Origin of the sequence: Burkholderia crassaminum, from assembly GCF_964265005.1 — a bacterium.
Taxonomy (GTDB): Bacteria; Pseudomonadota; Gammaproteobacteria; order Burkholderiales; family Burkholderiaceae; genus Burkholderia.
In genome coordinates this window covers 421,041-439,717 of the sequence record NZ_OZ183800.1, presented here as the reverse complement: position 1 = coordinate 439,717, position 18,677 = coordinate 421,041, and the positions used below count along the sequence as shown (strand labels likewise).

The 18,677-nt window shown below is 67.0% G+C and carries 14 protein-coding genes; 5 read left to right on the top strand and 9 right to left on the bottom strand.

From position 1 onward, the window contains the following. Positions 1-81 precede the first annotated feature (81 nt). Positions 82-720 carry an FMN-binding negative transcriptional regulator gene (locus tag ACPTTF_RS19115; RefSeq protein WP_423367763.1) on the bottom strand — a complete coding sequence of 213 codons (639 nt, stop codon included), beginning with the start codon at positions 718-720 and terminating at the stop codon, positions 82-84. Positions 721-842: 122 nt separating this feature from the next. Between ACPTTF_RS19115 and ACPTTF_RS19110 the strand changes: the two genes are divergently transcribed. After that, positions 843-2,336, top strand: coding sequence for a PLP-dependent aminotransferase family protein (locus ACPTTF_RS19110; RefSeq protein WP_423367762.1), 1,494 nt, complete (start codon positions 843-845; stop codon positions 2,334-2,336). Here the strand turns inward: ACPTTF_RS19110 and ACPTTF_RS19105 are convergent, their stop codons facing one another. Then, on the bottom strand, positions 2,337-3,233 hold the full coding sequence (locus ACPTTF_RS19105; RefSeq protein ID WP_166965959.1) for a LysR family transcriptional regulator: 897 nt from the start codon (positions 3,231-3,233) through the stop codon (positions 2,337-2,339). Positions 3,234-3,605: 372 nt separating this feature from the next. Between ACPTTF_RS19105 and ACPTTF_RS19100 the strand changes: the two genes are divergently transcribed. Both ACPTTF_RS19100 and ACPTTF_RS19095 read left to right on the top strand, forming a co-directional pair. Next, on the top strand, positions 3,606-4,457 hold the full coding sequence (locus ACPTTF_RS19100) for a DMT family transporter (RefSeq protein ID WP_423367761.1): 852 nt from the start codon (positions 3,606-3,608) through the stop codon (positions 4,455-4,457). A 456-nt stretch (positions 4,458-4,913) separates the two neighbouring features. Beyond that, a complete protein-coding gene (locus tag ACPTTF_RS19095) occupies positions 4,914-7,145 on the top strand; it encodes a penicillin-binding protein 1A (protein WP_423367760.1) in 2,232 nt (743 codons plus the stop codon). A gap of 34 nt (positions 7,146-7,179) precedes the next feature. On the opposite strand, the gene ACPTTF_RS19090 is transcribed toward ACPTTF_RS19095, so the two are convergent. Together ACPTTF_RS19090 and ACPTTF_RS19085 are read right to left on the bottom strand one after the other, a co-directional pair. After that, positions 7,180-9,066, bottom strand: coding sequence for a WG repeat-containing protein (locus ACPTTF_RS19090; protein ID WP_423367759.1), 1,887 nt, complete (start codon positions 9,064-9,066; stop codon positions 7,180-7,182). A gap of 60 nt (positions 9,067-9,126) precedes the next feature. Then, positions 9,127-10,389, bottom strand: a complete 1,263-nt coding sequence (locus ACPTTF_RS19085; protein ID WP_423367758.1) for a hypothetical protein — start codon at positions 10,387-10,389, stop codon at positions 9,127-9,129. A 278-nt stretch (positions 10,390-10,667) separates the two neighbouring features. Here ACPTTF_RS19085 and ACPTTF_RS19080 point away from each other — a divergent pair, with 278 nt between their 5' ends. After that, the gene (locus tag ACPTTF_RS19080; protein ID WP_423367757.1) at positions 10,668-11,120 is read left to right on the top strand and encodes a nuclear transport factor 2 family protein; all 453 of its coding nucleotides are present in this window, start codon (positions 10,668-10,670) and stop codon (positions 11,118-11,120) included. 30 nt (positions 11,121-11,150) lie between these two features. Here ACPTTF_RS19080 and add read toward each other — a convergent pair whose 3' ends face one another. Further along, positions 11,151-12,251: an adenosine deaminase gene (gene add / locus ACPTTF_RS19075; protein WP_166965969.1), complete on the bottom strand. Its 1,101-nt coding sequence runs from the start codon at positions 12,249-12,251 to the stop codon at positions 11,151-11,153. 46 nt (positions 12,252-12,297) lie between these two features. Continuing rightward, positions 12,298-13,647, bottom strand: coding sequence for an NCS2 family permease (locus ACPTTF_RS19070; protein ID WP_423367756.1), 1,350 nt, complete (start codon positions 13,645-13,647; stop codon positions 12,298-12,300). Positions 13,648-13,741: 94 nt separating this feature from the next. On the opposite strand from ACPTTF_RS19070, the gene ACPTTF_RS19065 reads away from it, so the two are divergent. Beyond that, a complete protein-coding gene (locus ACPTTF_RS19065) occupies positions 13,742-14,653 on the top strand; it encodes a LysR family transcriptional regulator (protein ID WP_423367755.1) in 912 nt (303 codons plus the stop codon). 41 nt (positions 14,654-14,694) lie between these two features. Here the strand turns inward: ACPTTF_RS19065 and ACPTTF_RS19060 are convergent, their stop codons facing one another. The 3 genes from ACPTTF_RS19060 to ACPTTF_RS19050 form a co-directional block, all read right to left on the bottom strand. After that, complete coding sequence (locus ACPTTF_RS19060) at positions 14,695-15,747, bottom strand: nucleoside hydrolase (protein WP_423367754.1); 1,053 nt, start codon at positions 15,745-15,747, stop codon at positions 14,695-14,697. A 10-nt stretch (positions 15,748-15,757) separates the two neighbouring features. After that, positions 15,758-16,870, bottom strand: coding sequence for a porin (locus tag ACPTTF_RS19055; RefSeq protein ID WP_423367753.1), 1,113 nt, complete (start codon positions 16,868-16,870; stop codon positions 15,758-15,760). A gap of 161 nt (positions 16,871-17,031) precedes the next feature. Next, positions 17,032-18,351, bottom strand: coding sequence for a hypothetical protein (locus ACPTTF_RS19050; RefSeq protein ID WP_423367752.1), 1,320 nt, complete (start codon positions 18,349-18,351; stop codon positions 17,032-17,034). Positions 18,352-18,677 lie beyond the last annotated feature (326 nt).

Sequence of the window (18,677 nt, the reverse complement as noted above, 5' to 3'; positions counted from 1 at the left end):
GGTGGCACCCACCCGCGCTCGCCCCGCGCGTCATGCACGTCATGCACGTCGCTTGTGCGTCGCTTGTGCGTCGCTTGCGCGTCACCCGCGTTTCGCGTCGGCCGCCGCGAGCATCGCCTCCCCGATCGCGAGGTTGCCGTCCGCGACCAACGCTTCGCCGGCGCCGCGGATATCGGCTTCGTCCTTGTTCTGCCCGAGCTTGCGCTTGCCGACGAGCCGCGTGATCTCGATCTGCAGCCCGACGATCGACTCCAGCATCATGTCGATGTAGTCCTTCGGCGCGTCGCCCATCTTCCACGGCACCGGCTGCGACGCCTCGTGCGTACGCGTCAGCCGGGCGACCACGCCGCGCACGAACTTCTCGTCGTCACGCACCGTGATGCGGCCGTGCGCATGTACGACCACGTAGTTCCAGGTCGGCACCTGCCGGTGCGCAACATGCTTGCTCGGATACCAGGTCGGCGAGATATACGCGTCGCCCGCGCGGAAGATCGCGAGCACCTCGTCGCCGTTCGCGACCTCCTGCCAGACCGGATTCGCGCGCGAGACATGCGCGTGCAGCTCGCCGAGCCCGCCGTCGGCGGGCAGCAGTTCGAACGGAATGTGGTTTGCGTCGAGCCCGTTCCTGCCATGCGTGATCAGGCTGCCGAACGGATGCTGCACGATCAGCTCGCGCAGCACGTCGGGATCGGGTTCGTTGAAATCGGCGGGGACGTACATGTCGGCTCCACGGTCGTACGGGTTGGAAATGGCGCAGGCGCGAGCCCGTCATGCGGCGATTGTGATCCCAAACTGGTTTATGCTGTAGAGCCGGTTTGGAACAATTTCAGCAGACCAGAATCATGGCAAGAACGGCCCGGATCGTCGAAATCCCGTCGCTCGGCGCGCTCGACCGCGCGGCCGGCGACCTGAGCCGCCAGCTCGCGCAGGCGCTGCGCGAAGCCGTGCGCCGCGGCGACGTGCTGCCGGGCGACACGCTGCCGTCCACGCGGCTGCTCGCAACATCGCTGCAGGTTGCACGCGGCACCGTCGTCGATGCGTATGCGCAGCTCATCGCCGAAGGCTTTCTCGAATCGCGCGGCGGCGCGGGCACGCGGGTCGCAAACGCGCTCGCCGAACCGCCGCCCGGCAACGAACCCGCCCCGCCGGCGCCACGCCAGCGCCCGGCACATGCGGGCCTGCCCGAGCCGGCCGCCGCCTTCGCGCGAATCGCCCGCGAATTCCGGCCGCTGCCGGCGATGCCGTTCGCGATCTCGGTGCCGATCGGCCTTACCGCGCCCGACGACATCTGGCGCCGGCTCGGCAACCGCCTGCGCGCGCGCGGCGCCGGCGCACCGTCCGGCTATGCCGATCCGCAAGGCGCGCTGCCGCTGCGCGAAGCGATCGCCGACTACGTGCGCCGCTCGCGCTCGGTGCGCTGCGATGCCGGCCAGGTCGTGATCACGAGCGGCACGCAGCAGGGGCTGCATCTCGCGAGCCAGCTGCTGCTCGGCGCGGGCGACCGGGCCTGGGTCGAGAACCCGGCCTATCGTGGCATCACCGCGCTGCTCGAGAGCACCGGGCGACACGATGCAATGGTGCGCGTGCCGGTCGACGCCGACGGTCTCGACGTCGACGCCGGTATCCGCCTCGCGCCCGATGCGCGCGCCGCGTTCGTCACGCCGTCGCACCAGTATCCGCTCGGCATGCCGCTCAGCATGGCGCGGCGCAATGCGCTGCTCGCGTGGGCGCGTGCTCGCCACGCGTGGGTGGTCGAGGACGATTACGACAGCGAGCTGCGCTACGAAGGCTATCCGTTCCCGTCGCTGCAGGGTCTCGCCCCCGATCGTGTGATCTACCTCGGCACGTTCAGCAAGATCCTGTTTCCGTCGCTGCGGCTCGGCTACGTGATCGCACCCGACGATCTCGTGCCCGCGTTCTGCGGCGCGCGCGTACTGATGGATCGCCACGTGCCGACCGCCGACCAGCACGTGCTGGCCGCGTTCATCGCGGAAGGCCATCTCGACCGCCACATCCGCCGCGTGCGCGGCGTGTATGCGGAGCAGCGCGCGCTGCTGATCGACACGCTCGGTGCGCGGCTGCCGCGTGAACGCGCGTGGGTACAGCCGGGCGATCAGGGCATGCACGTCGTGCTGTGGCTCGCGGAAGGGATCGACGATCTCGACGTGGTCGAGCGTGCCGCGCAAGCCGGCGTCGCGGTGCGCGCGGTGTCGCCGATGTTCGCGCCGGGCACGGCCCGCCCGGGGCTCGTGCTGGGCTTCGGCGGGTTCGGCCGCGCGCAGATGGAAGCGGCCGCGCAGCGGCTCGCGGCGGTGGTGTCGTCAGCGGAACCTTGATCAGCGCTCATGTCCGCCGCCATTCCAGGCCGCATCGGCCAAGGCCAGAAGTTTGCTGGCAGGTGCCGAAAGCGGTGTCGACATGTTGTGAATTGCAAGGGTGTTGAACCATATGGGTTCGTCGACCTCGACGAACTTCACTCCGTGCCAGTCGAACATCTCGACGGAAAGCGGATCGACCACCCCTATGCCTGCACCATGACACACCATGGATGCAACGGTCAGCGCGTAGGCGACCTCGATGACGACATTGAGTTTCTCGCCCCGATTCGCCAGCAATGCATCGAGTTGACGGCGTGACGTATCCCTCGACGAAAGCGCAATGAACGGGTAGTCCACCAGATCGAACAGCGACACCCTGGATTGTTGTGCAAGGACATGATCCGCTGGCACTGCAAGGACTGCTCGCCGCCTTGCGATCGATCGGGCAACCAACCCATGCGTATCGATCAATTCGGCGGCAAATCCTACGTCGCATTGCCCGCTCGAAACACGCTCGCGTACTTCCTGGGACGAGTAAATTTCGTAGCGGACAAGCAGATCCGGCATGTCGCAGCGCAATTGCGTGATCAAGGCAGGCAACGGCCCGTATCCCAGCGCGGGCAGACTCGCAATCGTCAGGATTCCGCTCCGCCCTTCCCGCAGGCTCGTTGCCCGCTCCCGGATCACATCCATCCCGGCGAACATGCGATCGACTTCGATCAGGAGCGCCTTGGCCTCCGGCGTCGGGCGCAGCCGGGCGCCATCCCTGTCGAACAACTTGAGGCGCAACGTCGCTTCCAATTGGCTGACGAGCCGGCTGATCGCCGATTGCGACGTGTGCATCAGATCCGATGCGCGGGTTGTCGTGCCGGTCGTCATGACAGCCCGGAAAGCTTCGAGTTGGCGTGGATTCATCGACATCACCCATATCAATGGCGACTACCTGCAAGTCAAAACTGCATTGGGAACAAAGTATCTGATCACGCATTATCTACGCGTCAGGTATCCACTATCGATATAGATCGGCCAACAAGGTCGACATGACCGAGAGTGCTTGTCGAATCGACAGGCAATGCAGATTCCCCGAGGACTGGCCCCATGAGCGTATGTATCGACGAAACGGAAATGCTTCGGCAACTCGAACCTGCAGATGCCGCACGCGCACGACCTGCTATCCAACTACGAAACCGCCATACAGCGCTTCATCAGCGATAAAGGAGTGGGCAATTGTCATCCGACCATCCTTCAAGAGACCACACAGGCACAGGCGGCAACGATCTACCGTCAATGGTCAACGACCTTTGGAAAAGCGGAGTCCTGCTAGCGGTCCTGGCCTCCTTCACCTTCAGCATCATGAATGCGCTGGTAAAGGAAATCAGCGCGACACTGCCACCGGCCGAAATCGGTTTCTTTCGCGGCACGATTGGTGCGGTACTCGTGTACCTGTTGATGCGACGCGGCAACGTGTCATTTTCCCGCAGCGACCTGTCGATGCTGATCGTGCGCGGGTTGCTCGGCGCGTTCTATCTCGTCTGTTACTTCTATGCAATCGCGCATATTCCTCTCGCCGATGCGAGCATCCTCGCGCACCTTTCCCCGGTTTTCATCATCCTGCTCTCGGCCGTCTTTCTGAAGGAGCATATTCCCAGACAAGTGTGGTTGCTGCTCCCGGTCATCCTTGCCGGCGCCTTTCTGATCATCAAACCCTACCAATACTCGAGCTACTCGATCTATGCAGGGCTCGGACTGTTGAGCGCGGTGTTTGCGGGGGGCGCACACGTCGCCATTCGCCAGCTCAGCACCAGGCATCACGCGTACGAGATTGTTTTCTACTTTCTTGCCATTGCGGCGCTCGTTTCGGTTCCGCTGATGTGGAATGATTTTGTCTGGCCGGATACGCCGCGCGAATACGGCCTCTTGCTGGCACTCGGAGGCGTTTCGCTGTTCGGACAATTGTTTCTCACAAAAGCATTTACACACGAAAAAGCATCCGTCGTCGCTGTAACACGCTACATCGGCATCGTGTTCAATGCGTCATGGGGCTGGATCTTCTGGCATGAATCAATGGACATTGGATCAATCGCCGGCGGCATCCTGATCATCGTTGCCTGCATCAATTTGTCTCGACTCAAAACCTGAATCGTCGCGATGGCTTGTCCGGATCTATCGGGACCATTTCACATCGGCTCCGACCACCGCTTTGCGTCCGGCCTCCCGAGTATCGCGAGGGCTGCCGGCGTGCGTTCATCCAAACCAGCCCGTTCTCGTTTACACCGGAACCGTAAGCCGACGAGTACACCTGTCCACCAGGAACATGTGAAGTAGACGGCCTGCACCGGCAGCGTACCGACGCCAGCGTCTACACATGCGCTTCTGACACCGGTCAGCGGAGCAGCGCACTGATGGAGGCCGCCGCGCAGCGGCTCGCGGATGGGGTTTCGTCTGCGGAATCGCGGCCGCGCGCGCCGCAAAAGGTTGTCGGCAAGCAACAAACGTAATCGTCTGTAAATCCTGCAAGCAAACGGCCGTTTTGGCCCGCGTCGCACGTGTGTCGTTTGCTAGGATCGCGCCTCTTCCATCCGCGCTCCTGCCGCCTTGAACCGCTTCGTGCCGCTTCTCCGAGACGCCTGGCTCCGTTGCCGCGCCCGCGTCGCCCCGTTCGCCGCCGCCTGCGGCGCGCGCCTCCGCACGCTGTGCGCCGGCGCGCTGCACCGCCTGCGTCATCCGACGCGCCGCGGCGTCGCGCTGACGCTCGCCGCGATACCGGTGCTGGGCCTGCTGGTGCTGCTCGCGTTCGTGCCGTTCACGCCGAGCATCGGCGACATCCGCAAGGCGCGCATCGACCGCCCCGCGCGCGTGCTGTCGGCCGACGGTCAGGTCATCGCCGAGTTCCGGCCCGTCAACCGCGAATGGGTGCCGCTCAAGCAGATCTCGCCGCACATGGTCGACGCGCTGATCGCGACCGAGGACCACCGCTTCTACTCGCATCACGGCATCGACTGGCGCCGCACGCTCGCGGCCGGGCTGCATACGTTCTCGGGCAGCCGCCAGGGCGGCTCGACGATCACGCAGCAGCTCGCGCGCAACCTGTATCCGGACGAAGTCGGCCGTTCGCTGACGCTCACACGCAAGGTGAAGGAACTGATCACCGCGTTCAAGATCGAGTCGGTGTACAGCAAGGACGAGATTCTCGAGACTTACCTGAACACCGTGCCGTTCCTGTACAACGCGTACGGCGTCGAGATGGCCGCACGGACCTATTTCGGCAAATCGGCCGACCAGCTCGACATCGTCGAAAGCGCGACGCTCGTCGGGATGCTGAAGGGCAACAGCTACTACAACCCGGTGCTGAATCCGGAGCGCGCGGTCCAGCGACGCAACATCGTGCTCGGCCGGATGGCGGCGATGGGCATGCTGTCGCCGCGGCAGCTCGCGCAATTGCAGCGCCGGCCGCTGCGCGTCGACTTCGAACCGCAGACCGCGCAACCGGGCCCGGCGCCGCACTTCGCGGTGCAGTTGCGCAAGTGGCTGATCGCCTGGGCCGACCGCAACAACTACGACCTCTACTCGGACGGCCTCGTCGTGCGCACGACGCTCGATGCGCAACTGCAGGACATGGCGACGCAAGCGCTGACGCAGCAAACCGACCGCCTGCAGGCAGTCGCCGACAGCGCATGGCGCGGCCCGTCCGGCTGCGGGCTGCGCAACGACCTGTTCCGCGGCTTCATCCGCCAGACGCCCGACTATCGGCAAGCTCGCGACACCGGTCTCACCGATGTCGCCGCGCTGAAGCAGCTCGGCGCCGACCGGGCGTTCATGCGCGCGCTGTGCGAGCGCAAGACGCAGGTGCAGGCCGGCTTCGTCGCGATCGATCCGCGCAACGGCGCGATCCGCGCGTGGGTCGGCAGCCCCGATTTCGGCAGCGAGCCGTTCGATCACGTCGTGCAGGCGCGGCGTCAGCCGGGCTCGACGTTCAAGCCGTTCGTCTATGGCGCCGCCTTTGCCGACGGCATGCACCCGGGCGATACGTTCGTCGATCGCCCCGTCGCGATCCCGATCGGCGCACACGCAGTGTGGCGTCCGACCGATGCCGAGCCGCCGACCGACGCGCCGATGACGCTGCGCGACGCGCTCGCGCTGTCGCGCAACCGCATCACCGCGCAGGTGATGCAGCGCGAAGGCGCGGCCAGGGTCGCGCAGCTCGCCCGCGCGATGGGCGTGCGCGAGAGCCCGCTCGACGCGGTACCGTCGCTCGCGCTCGGCACGAGCCCCGTCACGCTGAAGGAAATGGTGTCCGCATACGGGACGATCGCGAACCGTGGCGTGTACGTCGCGCCGCAGATGATCACGCGCATCGAGGATCGCGACGGCAAGGTGCTCGCCGCATTCAACAGCGCGCCGCCCGAGCGCGCGTTGCCGGTGGCGGCCGCGCAGACGCTGGTCGACGTGATGCGCGGTGTCGTCGATTACGGGACCGGCGCGGACATCCGGTCACGCTACGGGATCCGCGCCGACGTCGCGGGCAAGACCGGCACGACGCAGGACAACACGGACGGCTGGTTCATCCTGATGCATCCGCAACTGGTAGCCGGCGCATGGGTCGGCTTCGACGACGGCAGCGTGACGCTGCGCAGCGACTACTGGGGGGCGGGCGCGCACAGCGCCTTGCCGATCGTCGGGTCGTTCTACGACGCCGCACTGCGTGCGCGCGCGATCGATCCGCATGAGCAGTTCTCGCCCGACTTCCGGCCGCGCAGCGCACCGGCGCCGACGCCGAAGCGGCGTCCGCATCCCGGCCTGTTCGACTGGCTGAGAATTTTCCGCTGAGCGTGCGGCCGGCGGATCACGCCGGCCGCACGTGTCATCGACGCGACGTCGACACGTGCCCGTCCGCGTACAGCCAGACGGGCGCACCGTCGTCGCGTAACGCCGCGACCGGTTCGCCGCTACTCCAGTTCCGCGCGATCGCGACGCGACGCACGAACCACGGCATCAGTGTCGTACGCGCCGCGTTGCCGTCGAACAGCGCATCGTCACCGATGCGCGTGTAACGCGCGGGGTGCAACTCGGTGCCGTCCGCGCGAAACACGGCCACCCGCACGTCGTCGCCCGCTTCGTCCTCCACCCCGGCCAGCCAGCCGTGACCAGTGCCCCAGTACAGCCCGGACACGTCGTCACAGCGTCCCAACGCGATCGTTGTGCCCGCATCCAGATCGCAGATCGCGACCCGTATCGGCTCGTCCGGCAGGATGCCGATCGCATGACGCCTGAGCAGCGCGTGCGGCACGGTGCCATCGTCGGGCAACCACGACAGCGCGCCCATGTTCACGAAATCGAACGGCGTCAGCACGCGGCCGAGCGCGTCGACGATCGCGCAGCGCCCGTCGTCGCGCCGCACGATATGGCGGATCGCGCCGAGTTCGGCCACCGTCTCGGTCCGTTCGCCGTCGATCAGCCGGGCGATTTCCGCGTAACGCGGCTCGACGACCACGCGGCCCTTCAGGTCGACGAGGCCGACGTGATCGTCACGCTGCGCGAGAAACGCGCCGTGCTCGAACGACCATTCGAGCGACGCCCATTCGGGCCGCGCCAGCCATTGCCCGTCGCGACCGACCAGCCCCCAGCGCTCGCCTTCGCACACCGCGACGGCGGTGCCGTTCACGAATTCCTGCACGTCGTCGAAACGCGGCGGAATCACCCACGCGCCGTTCGTGTCGACGAAGCCCCAGCGGTCGTCCACGCTCGCCGACGCGAGCCCGTCGGAGAATTCGCCGAAATCGTCGAGCGACGGTTCGAGCACCCATGTGCCGTCCGTGCGCACGAGCCCGAACCGCTCGCCGACGCGCACGCATGCGATGTCCTCGCTGAAGTCCCACACAGCGTCGAACGCCGGCTCACGCACGACGCGCGCGCCGGCTTCATCGGCAAGCAGCAGGCCGACCTTGCCGTCGCGCGCCACCCATAGCAGCCGGTCGTCGTGTGCGCCGCTGCGCCACAGGTTCGTCCACTCGGGCGGCACGATCACGTCCCACGCATCGTCGGTTTCACGCCGCGCGCCCCACAGGCCGTTGCGTGCGCGAAAGCTGAACGTGTTGTAGTCGAGCCAGTTTCCATGCACTTCGCCGGCGTCGAACATCTCGGCGAACGTCACGCCGCGCGGCGGCTCCTGCCGGTCGAAATAGTGATGCGACACGCCGCCGAACCCGAAGCCCCACGCCCAGTCGGGCCAGGCGGCGGGCGTGCCGATCTCCAGCGCAGCGCGCACGCCGCGCACGTCGCGGAAGTCCATGCAGTTCGCGACCTGCCACCACAGGCGCGTGCAGTTGGCACGCTCCCGCTCGATGAAGTCGGCCGGATCGCCGCCGTCGAGCCACGACAGCTCGTCGAGGTTAGCCGAAAACCGCGGCGCATCGTGCGCATCACCGAGCACGTCGATCGACTCGCCGAGGTGACGCACGAGCGCGTCGAACTGCCGTGCGAGCGCCGGATCGTCGCCGGGCAGCGGATGCGCGACGACGAACGACGCGAGCCGGCTGATTCGCGCATGCGCCGCGCGTGCGTCGCTGGCGAGATCCGGCGTGCCGGCGTCGCCGAACACGCGCTGATCCGTAATCGCGTCGCCCGCGCCACCGTCGGCGAGCAGCACGCGCCACAGCAGCGGAAAGTGATTGCTGGATTCCGCGAACTCGATCGTTCGCGCGTCGTCGCCGTCACCGGACTGGAGATAGAGCCATGCTCGATTGCCCATCGGAAGGGTCGCCCTCGTTGTTGTGTCGTCGTGCGTCGCGGTACGCCGGGTCGGGCGCCATCAGCGCGCCGCTGCCGCCTTCAGCAGCCGCAGGATCTCCGGATCGTCGCCCGCATCGGCCAACACCTTCGCCGTCGGCTTCACGCCGACACCCAACAGCCGTCGCACGCCCTCGACATGATGCTCGATCACCTCGCCGTGAAGCAGCGTGTCGCTCTGCAGCACCACCGGGTTCGTATCCTTCACGAGCAGCGCGAACACCGCCGCCGACACGGGCGGATTCAACGCGTCGGACAACGCGGCGTCGGCGAGATGGTACGGATTGTTGTCGTGGATCTGCCAGCCCAGTGCGCCGCTCGCGTGCAGCTTGCCGAGCGCGGCAAGCGCGTCCGCTTCCGGCAGCTTCACGAGCTCGGTGACGAGGTCGCTCGCCTGCTCCTCGCGGCCGTCGCGCAACGTGTCGGGCGGCGGCAGGTTCGGCACCAGCAGGTCCAGCACGAGCGCCTGCCGGCGTGCGCGGTCCGGCGACGCCTTGGCACCGTCGTCCGAACGGTTGTGGCGCAGCAACTGGCCGGCCACGCGCCAGCGATCGTCGCTGCCATGCTCGTCGCGCGGCACCTGGTGTGCACGCAGCATCACGTCGAGCCAGCGCCACATCGCATCGACCGTCTTCGCGTCGTTCGACGACACCCCGTCGCCGACGATTTCGTCGAGCGTCTGCCCGCACACGAACGCGCGCTGCTGCACCGGGTCGAGACCGGCGAAGTAAGTGTGCACGCGGTCCGACAGTCCATCGAAGTCGGCCTGGCTCATGTCGGGCGCATGGTAGCCGGGGCACGGCCCCGCGCTGGCGACCTCGCGGCCCCGCACCGCCTTCACCGCGGCCGGCGGCGAATCGCCGCTGCGCGCGACCGGATACAGCTCGATACCGTCGACCTGGAAGCCCTGCTCCATGCGCAGCAGGACGCCCGTGGTCGAATGTTTCGTTGTGAAGTTGCTGCCCGTGATCGACGTGACCTGATACGGCGCGCCGATCGGCATCTTGATCAGCTCCCCACCCGGCACGTCGAGCACACAGGCGCCCGGCGGCGCCTTGTCAGGGCCGTCGGTTTCCAGCTCGGCCTCGTGCGTCGGTGCCGTTTCGACACTCCACCGGCCGGCGTCGCGCCCGCGCAGCACGATCTCGCCGCCCACTTTCTCGACGCGCAGCGTCGCGGGTTTGCCGGCGGCCGGCGCGTAATCGCCGAGCAGCCCGTCGCAGGCACTGCCGGCTCGCGCGGACAACGAGACGAACATCATCAGACAGAAAACAGGAATGCGCACGGCGGGCCTCTCAGGATTCGAATTGTTGTCGGAATGCCGGCGCGGACGCGCACGGCGGCAGCGACACGACCGGGCGCCGCCGGACGCCAATATAGCGAACGCGACCGATGTATGCCAGCCCGCAAGGCGGCATGTCGCGCAACGCGGTGCGCAGCGATGACGCAACGCGTGCACGGCATCGTGCCTGAACGATGCGCCGCCTTAGTCCACCTGGACGAAGCGGCCCGGCCACGCACCGCGCACCATCGCCGTCATCGTCCATCGATGCCGGAGGCCGCATGACCGCAAGCGCTGTCGAAATCGCAAACCTGCTGTACCGCTACGCGGAATTGCTCGATGGCGGCGACCTGCCGGGCGTCGCCGAGCTGTTCCGGCACGCTCGCATCAAGACGAAAGAAGGTGCGCCGACGATCGGCGCGGATGAATTGCTCGCGCTGTTCAGCGCGAGCGTGAAACGCTACCCGTGCGGCACACCGCGCACGAAGCATGTCGTCACGAATCCGATCATCGAGATCGACGAAACCGCGCATCGCGCGACGGCGCGCTCGTACTACACGGTGCTGCAGGCCGTCTCGGGATTCCCGCTTCAACCGGTCGCGGCAGGCCGCTATCACGACGCATTCGAGCGCGTCGACGGCGTGTGGCGTTTTTCATTTCGCGACTACACGCTGTTCGATTTTGCGGGCGACCTGCGCTACCACCTGAACCTGAACGAACCGCCGGCCGGTTGACGCACCGGCCGGCAGCCAACACGGTCGCGCTCAGCCCGCCGCGAGCGTGGCGGCCAGCGCATCGAACTCCGGCGCCCATGCCGCGCGCCACGCGGCCTTCGTCGCATCATCCGCCCACGCGCCGTCGATCCCGTTCAGCATGAACTGCTTCAGCTCGGCGACGGTAAAGCCGAAATGGCTGAACATCAGCTCCCATGCCTCAGACGGGTTCACCTTGTGCAGCGTCGGATCGTCGGTGTTCGGATGGATCTTCAACCCGAGGCCCGGCATCTTGCGCATCGGGTGCAGTTCCGCCCACTGCTCCGGCGGCAACGTACGCAGGTAATACGAGTTCGTCGGCACGACGGTGAAGACGATCCCGCGTTCCGCGTAGCGTGCGCACAGCTCGGGGTTATCGACGATCGTATAACCGTGATCGACACGATCGACCTGCAGCAGATCGACGGCCGTCTCGACGTTGCGCCACGGCATCCCGAACTCGCCCGCATGCGCGGTCGTGCGAAAACCGGCCGCGCGCGCGTTGCGGTAAGCCTTCCAGAACAGTTCCGGCGGCCGGTCGTTCTCGCGATAGTCGATCCCGAGCCCCGCCACTTCATCCGCGCGATGCGCCTTCATCCATTCGACGATCGCCACCGCCTCGTCGGGATCCTGCTCGCGGTCGATGCTCGGGATCAGGCGCGCGCCGATCCCGAAGTCGCGGGCGGCGTCGCGGATCGCCGTCACGATCGCGGCCTGCGCGTCCGCATACGCGATGCCCGACACACGCACCGTGCCCGTCGGATTCCAGAAAAATTCCGCATGCCGAACGTTGTGCGCGGCCGCATCCTCCAGATACTCGTAAGCGATCCGCCGCAGGTCGTCGGGCTGCGTGAGCAGATACTTGTCGAGCGCGCGCAGCACGTGCAGCACGCCGACCGGCTTCTCGCCGCGCGCATAGAACGCGTCGATCTCCGCGCGCTCGATCGGCGCGCCGCTGCGCTCGGCGAGCGCGACGAACGTGTCGTGCCGCACCGCGCCGAGCAGGTGGCAATGCAGCTCGACCTTCGGCAGCGCGTGGAAGAAGGCCCGATGGGCCGGCGTGATGTCGATGCCCGTGCGCGCGGCCGGGACGTTGCCTGGTGTTCCCTTCATTTCAGTCTCTTTTGCGGTAGTGCCATTGCATCGCGAATGCCGTCTCTCAATGCGGCTTCACGACGGTCCAGAAGTAATAGCCGAGCGGCAGCGCGAGCACGACGAGCCCCCACGACACGTCGCGCCAGCGGCCGGCCAGCAGCTTGACGAGCACGTAGCACAGCAGCCCGCCCGCGATGCCGGTGCCGAAGCTGTTCGACATCAGCGTGAGCAGCACCATCGACATCACGGGCAGCGCATCGGTGAAGTCGTCGAAATGCGTATGACGGATCGTCGCGAACATCGACAGCCCGATCAGGATCAGCGCCGGCGCGGTCGCCTCTTTCGGGATCGCGAGCGCAACCGGCACGAACAGCAGCATCGCGGCGAACAGCACGGCGGCGGCCAGCGACGACAGCCCGCTGCGGCCGCCGGCCTCGACGCCTGCCGCCGATTCGATCAGCGCGGTCAGCGCGGGAATGCCGAACACGGGCCCGATCGTCGCGGCGAGCGAATCGACGAGGAACGGCCGGTTGATGTTCGGCAGGTTGCCCTGTTCGTCGAGCAGGTTCGCCTTCGCGCCGACCGCGAGCGCGGTGCCGAGCGTCGAGAAGAATTCCGCCGCGAAGAACGCGAACAGGTACGGCGCGGCCGCAAGGCTCAGCGCGCTGCCGATGTCGAGCTTGAACGCGATCGGCGCGATGCTGTGAGGCAGCGACACGAACGACGCGGGCAAATGCGTAACGCCGAGCGGCACGCCGGCCGCTGCCGCGACGAGGATCGCGATCAGGATCGCACCGGGTACCTTGCGTGCCTGCAACACGATCGCGATCGCGAGGCCGATCAGCGCGACGAGCGCACCCGGCCGCGAGAAATCGCCGAGCGCGAACGCGTTGGTCTTCGCGTTCGCGACGACCATCCCCGCATTGCGCAGCCCGAGCATCGTGACGAACAGGCCGATCGACGCGCCGAGCCCGAGCTTGATCTGCACCGGTATCAGCTTCATCACGACGCTGCGCGCGCCGAGGATCGTCAGCAGGAAGAACAGGATGCCCGACACGCAGGCGATGCCGAGGCCCGTCTGCCAGCCGACATGCTCCGTCGTCGCGAGCGTCACGCCGATGATCACCGAGCCGCCGATGCCGGGGCCGACCAGGAACGGCAGGTTCGCGTAGAGCCCCATCAGCGTGGTGAACAGCACGAACACGATGATCGTCGCGGTCGTCGCCGCGCCGCGCTCCATGCCGCCCGTCGCGAGCAGCGACGGGATCACGACGAGCAGGTACGCGGCCGCGAGAAACGACGTGACGCCCGCGATCGTCTCGGTGCGCACGCTCGTGCCGCGCGCGGCGAGCGCGAAGCGGCGTTCGAGCCAGTTGGCCGGCGCTCGCGCCGGGATCGTGTCAGTCGCTGACATGGTGGTTCTCCTGTGATTCCGAATATTGTCCTGTGTCGATTCACGCAGCGCGGTCTTATACTGCCGCGTACCGCATTCCGACCGTTATTGCCCGATGTCGTCCGACCGCTCGTCGCTGCTGCCCGCGCTCACGCTGCGGCAGGTCCAGCACTTCGTCGTGCTCGCCCACGCACGCAGCTTCACGCAGGCCGCGCAGGCGCTGTCGCTCACGCAGCCCGCGCTCACCGCGTCGATCCGCCAGATCGAGTTCCTGCTCGGCGGGCGCCTGTTCGCGCGCTCCGCGCACCGGCTCACGCTCACCACCGCGGGCGAGGCCGTGCTGCCGCTCGCCGAACGCCTGCTCAACCAGGCGCGCGGCACGTTCGACGACATGACGCGGCTCATCGGCGAACGCATCCAGACCGTGCGCATCGCCTTCATCCCGTCGGTCGCGGGCCGCCTGCTGCCCGCGCTCAACGCACTGCGCGACGCCTACCCGACGCTGCGCTTCACGCTCACCGACCTGCCGAACAGCGCGCTCGTCGAAGCCGTGCGCGACAGCGTCGCGGATCTCGGCATCGGCGTGCGCGAACCGGACAGCGACGACGGCACGCTGCGCTACCGGCAGCTCTTCGAGGACGAGATCGTGATCGTCGTGCGGCACGACGATCCGCTCGCCCGCGCGAAGAGCGTCACGTGGGCGAAGCTCGTCGATCGCGAGCTCGCGGTGTTCGTGCGCGGCAGCGTCAGCGAATCGCTGCATCGCACCGGCGGCGCCGAGAAGCTGCGCCTGAACGTCACGTACCGGATGGAATACACCGAGCCGCTCTACGCGCTCGCGCGCAACGGCCTCGCGACCGCCGTGCTGCCAAGCCTCTACACGATGCATCTGCACGATCCCGAACTCGTCGCGCTGCGCGTCGACAAGCCGCGCGTCACGCGCGCGATCTCGCTGATCTCGCTCGCCGGCGACGATCGCGGCCCGCACGTGCGCGCATGCCGCGAGTGGATTGCGAAGCACATCTGATTGCGTTGACCGTTCGCCGTTCGCCGCATGACCGCCCAGGCTCAGGGCAGCTTCGCGATACGCTCGACGAGCGTCGCGTAGAAGCGGTCCGCGTCGACCTCGTTGATCCACGTCGCGTTCGCCGCGCGGCCGCTGCGCCCGTTCCAGTCGACGACGGTTTCGCCGAGCGTCCACTGCCCGGTCGTCTCGACCATCACGTTCACCTTGCGCCCGCCGAACAGCGTCGGGTCGACGAGGTAGCCGACCGCGGTCGGGTCGTACATCGGCGCGTCTTCGACGCCGCGCCGCTTCTTGTTGTACGCAAGCTCGGCATCCATGATGTCCGCGACGATCGCGCCGCAGCGGTTGCCGAGCGCGCGGAACGGCGCGACACGTGCCGGCGTGATCGGCGCCTTCACCGCGACGTCGCGCGGCAGCACGACGATCGGCACGCCGCTGCCGAACACGACTTCGGCCGCCTGCGGATCGACGTAGATGTTGAACTCGGCGGCCGGCGTAATGTTGCCGCGCTCGAAGAACGCGCCGCCCATCAGCACGATCTCGCGCAGCGCACCGCGAATCTGCGGCGCTTCGACCAGCGCGGTCGCGAGGTTCGTCAGCGGCCCGAGCGCGCACAGCGTCACGCTGTTCGGCGCCGCGCGACTCAGCGTATCGACGAGATACGACACCGCGTGGCCCGCAGCGAGCGGCGCGCGCGGCTCGTGCAGCTCGACGCCTTCGAGCCCCGTCTTGCCGTGCACGTTCGCGGCCGTCACGAGCTCGCGCACGAGCGGCCGCGGGCAGCCCGCGTAGACCGGCAGCGTCTTCGTGCGGCCGGCCCAGTCGCGGATGATCCGCGCATTGCGTTCGGTCAGGTCGAGCGGCACGTTGCCCGCGACGGCGGTCAACGCGCGCACGTCGAGCCGGTCCTGCGCGCCGAGTGCGAACAGGATCGCGATGGCGTCGTCCTGCCCCGGGTCGGTATCGATGATCACCGTGCGGCGCACGGCATCGCCACCGGCCGCGAACGCGCCCGTTTCGGGCAGCAGCGCGGTGCCGGCCAGCGCGGCGGACAGTTTCAGGAAGGTGCGGCGGGATGCGATCGGATGGGTCATGGTCTGGCGCTCAGAAAACGTGCCGGACGCCGAGCGTCGCCATCATCTGGCGCGTGCTGGTCGAGCGCGCGTACGCGAAGATCTGCGCATGGTCCGCGTCGCCGGCCGCCTGCTGCGCGATCACCGTCAGCGCGACGTCGGTGCGTTTCGACAGGTAGTAATCGGCCTGCAGGTTCACCTGATGCCATTTCGGCCGCTTGTCGATCACGTCGTACTTGCCGTTCGTGAACGCATACGCGGCGCCGAGAAAGAGCTGCGGCGTCATCGTGTAGACGACGTTCACGCCGAGGTTCTGCAGGTGCAGGTGCGAATTGTCGAGGTAATCGTAGCGCACGTCGGTAAACATCGCCGCGAACTGCGCGCGGCCGATCGTGTAGAAGCCGCCCGTGCCCGCGATCCGCTGCCGGCTCGCATACGCCGCGGGCGACATCGCGCTCTTGCTGAATATCAGCAGCGGCGACGCATAGTCGTTCGCGATCGCGCCGTCCTGGTTCGTCGCGCTGTAAGGATGGTTGTACTGCGCGTAGACCGCGCTCCAGCGCAGCGGGCCCTGCTCGTAGCCGAGCCCGAAGCTGTATGCGCTGTTGTTCGCGAAGCCCGTCGCGTTGCTGAAGCCGTACAGCGCGGTGAATTTCAGGCCGTAGTAGACCGGGCTCACGTACTTCACCGAGTTCTGTACGCGGATGTCGTTGTAGCCGTTGTCGTTGTCGCCGATGTTCACGCCGTTGCTCGCGATGATCACCGGCCCGATGTAGTCGTGGATCGCGTCGTACTGGCGGCCGAACGTCAGCGAGCCATAGGTGCGGTCGGCAAGGCCGACGTAGGCCATCCGTCCGAATTCGCGACCGTTCTGCGCGGCCGTGCCCGTCATCACGTTGAAGCCGTTCTCCAGCTGGAAGATCGCGGACAGCCCCTGCCCGAGATCCTCTTTGCCCTTCAGCCCCCAGCGCGGGTTCTGGTTCGTGCCGGACAGCGCCTGCCAGGCGTTCTTGCCGCCCTGGTTGGTCGCGAACCCGACACCGGCCGAGATGAGACCGTACAGTGTGATGCTGCTTTGCGCACAGGCATGCGTCGCGAAGGCGCCGAGCATCGCGAGCGGAGCGAGCTTGTAGAGAGTTTTCATGCGGGTCGTGTGATCGGTGGTGGTCCAGGCGCGGCAGGGTTCCGCGAAACTGGCCTCGACTATACGAACCCGGATCGGATAATAAAAGTTTGCTTTTCTTATGTATCAATAAAACGGATTTATTCTCATCCTGGCATCGCCCACCCACGGCGGGCCGGCGGTCAATCCGCCGTGTCGCCGCCCTTCGGCACCTTCGACCACGCCTTGTGCCCCGGCATCGGCGACCAGGCCGGGCGGGCCTTGCGCGCGCTGTCGATCACGACCAGGTAGCGGCCCGCGATCGGCGTGATGTCGCGGTCGCGCCGCAGCACCCACAGCGACTTGCCGGCCTCGACGCGCGCCTGGTAATCGTCGTCGAGCAGGCCGTGACGATCGAAGAACGTGTTCAGCGAGGCGGGAATCCGCACGCAGCCCTTCGAATGCCGGATGCCGAGCAGCGATTCGAGGCGGTCAGGATCCGTCGCATGCATCTGGAAACGCATCGGCGACACGCCGCCCTTGCCCCAGCCGCGTTCGCCGTCCACCCAGCCGAAGTCGTAGATGCGCATGTCGCGGCGGCCATAACCGCGTATGCCGTTCTCGTTCGTCGTGCCTTCCGCGCGGAAATCCATGTTGTCGGGCGAGTGATGGAACACGCCGAGCGGCGTCAGGAAATGGTCGTACTTGCCCGGCAGCCCGGTGCCGACCGGCGAAGCGCCGATCAACAGCCATGCGTTCGCCGGCGTTGCACGGAAGTAGATGAAAAGCGCCTGCACGTTCGGCGCGCGGTCGACCATCGCGACGTATTCGCCGGCGAGGTTGCCGAGATCCGCGTCGGTGAGCGCCGCCTGGAGCCGCTGGCCGTAGGCGCGTTGCTCGCTTGCCGGCACGTTCAGGCGCCGCGTGACTTCCTGCGTGAAGCGCTTGCGCATGTCGATCGCGCGCGCCGTCGCATTTTTCGCTTCCTCGGCCGATAGCGGCGGATGCTGGCGCGGCGGGGTTGGCGCGGGTGTCTCTGCCTCGCTGGCCGGTACGGCGGATGCAGCCGACGCGGCGGAAGCCGCCGACGAAGGCGCTGCAGTGGACGCGGCAGAAGCTGCCGATGCGCCCGACGCCGCGCTGGCAGGTTCCGCATGATGCGCATGCGATGCCGCGGGCGCGGGCTGCGCGGCCGATGCGCCCGACGATACATGCGCCGGCGACGCCGGATGGACACGGGACGCCGCAGACGTGGGCGACGCAACTGCTGAGGATGACGTAGCAGCGGACGACGGTACGTCGGACGCGGCAAGGGCAGGCCGCTCGGCAAGAACGGAAATCGGCAGTGCGACAGCGAGCCATGCATACGTGGCGACTGCGCGGGTAAGGCAACGCGGCTTCGCAAATCGCCGCGTCAGATTGGAAAGCATCATACGTTCGAAGCCATCGGCCGATCCGGCCGCCGCATGCTGCTGTTGCGAGCGGTGCATCTTCCGCGCGAGCCATCGATACGTCCGGCGCATCGTGTGCGCCCGGCGCCGACGCCTCTTCGCGGCGGAGCCGCTCGCTGATGCAACGCGTACGATCCGATGGCGGCTAATGAGTCGTCAGACGTTTCATTCTACTCGTCTGCGCAAGAATCGGCAGCGACGAAAGCTGCGGTTTCACGGCGGATTTGCGCTTCGTCACGCTTTGTTTCAACTCGTTGCCGCTCGCGTTGTCGTTGCGTGGCAAGCTTGTTTTTTTGGGGCGTTTTGGCGTGTACCGGGATGCGAGCCGTAGGCTTGTATTTTTCGCTACGATGCGATGTCTTCTCCACATCGATTCGCATGCCATATCATTTTCTATG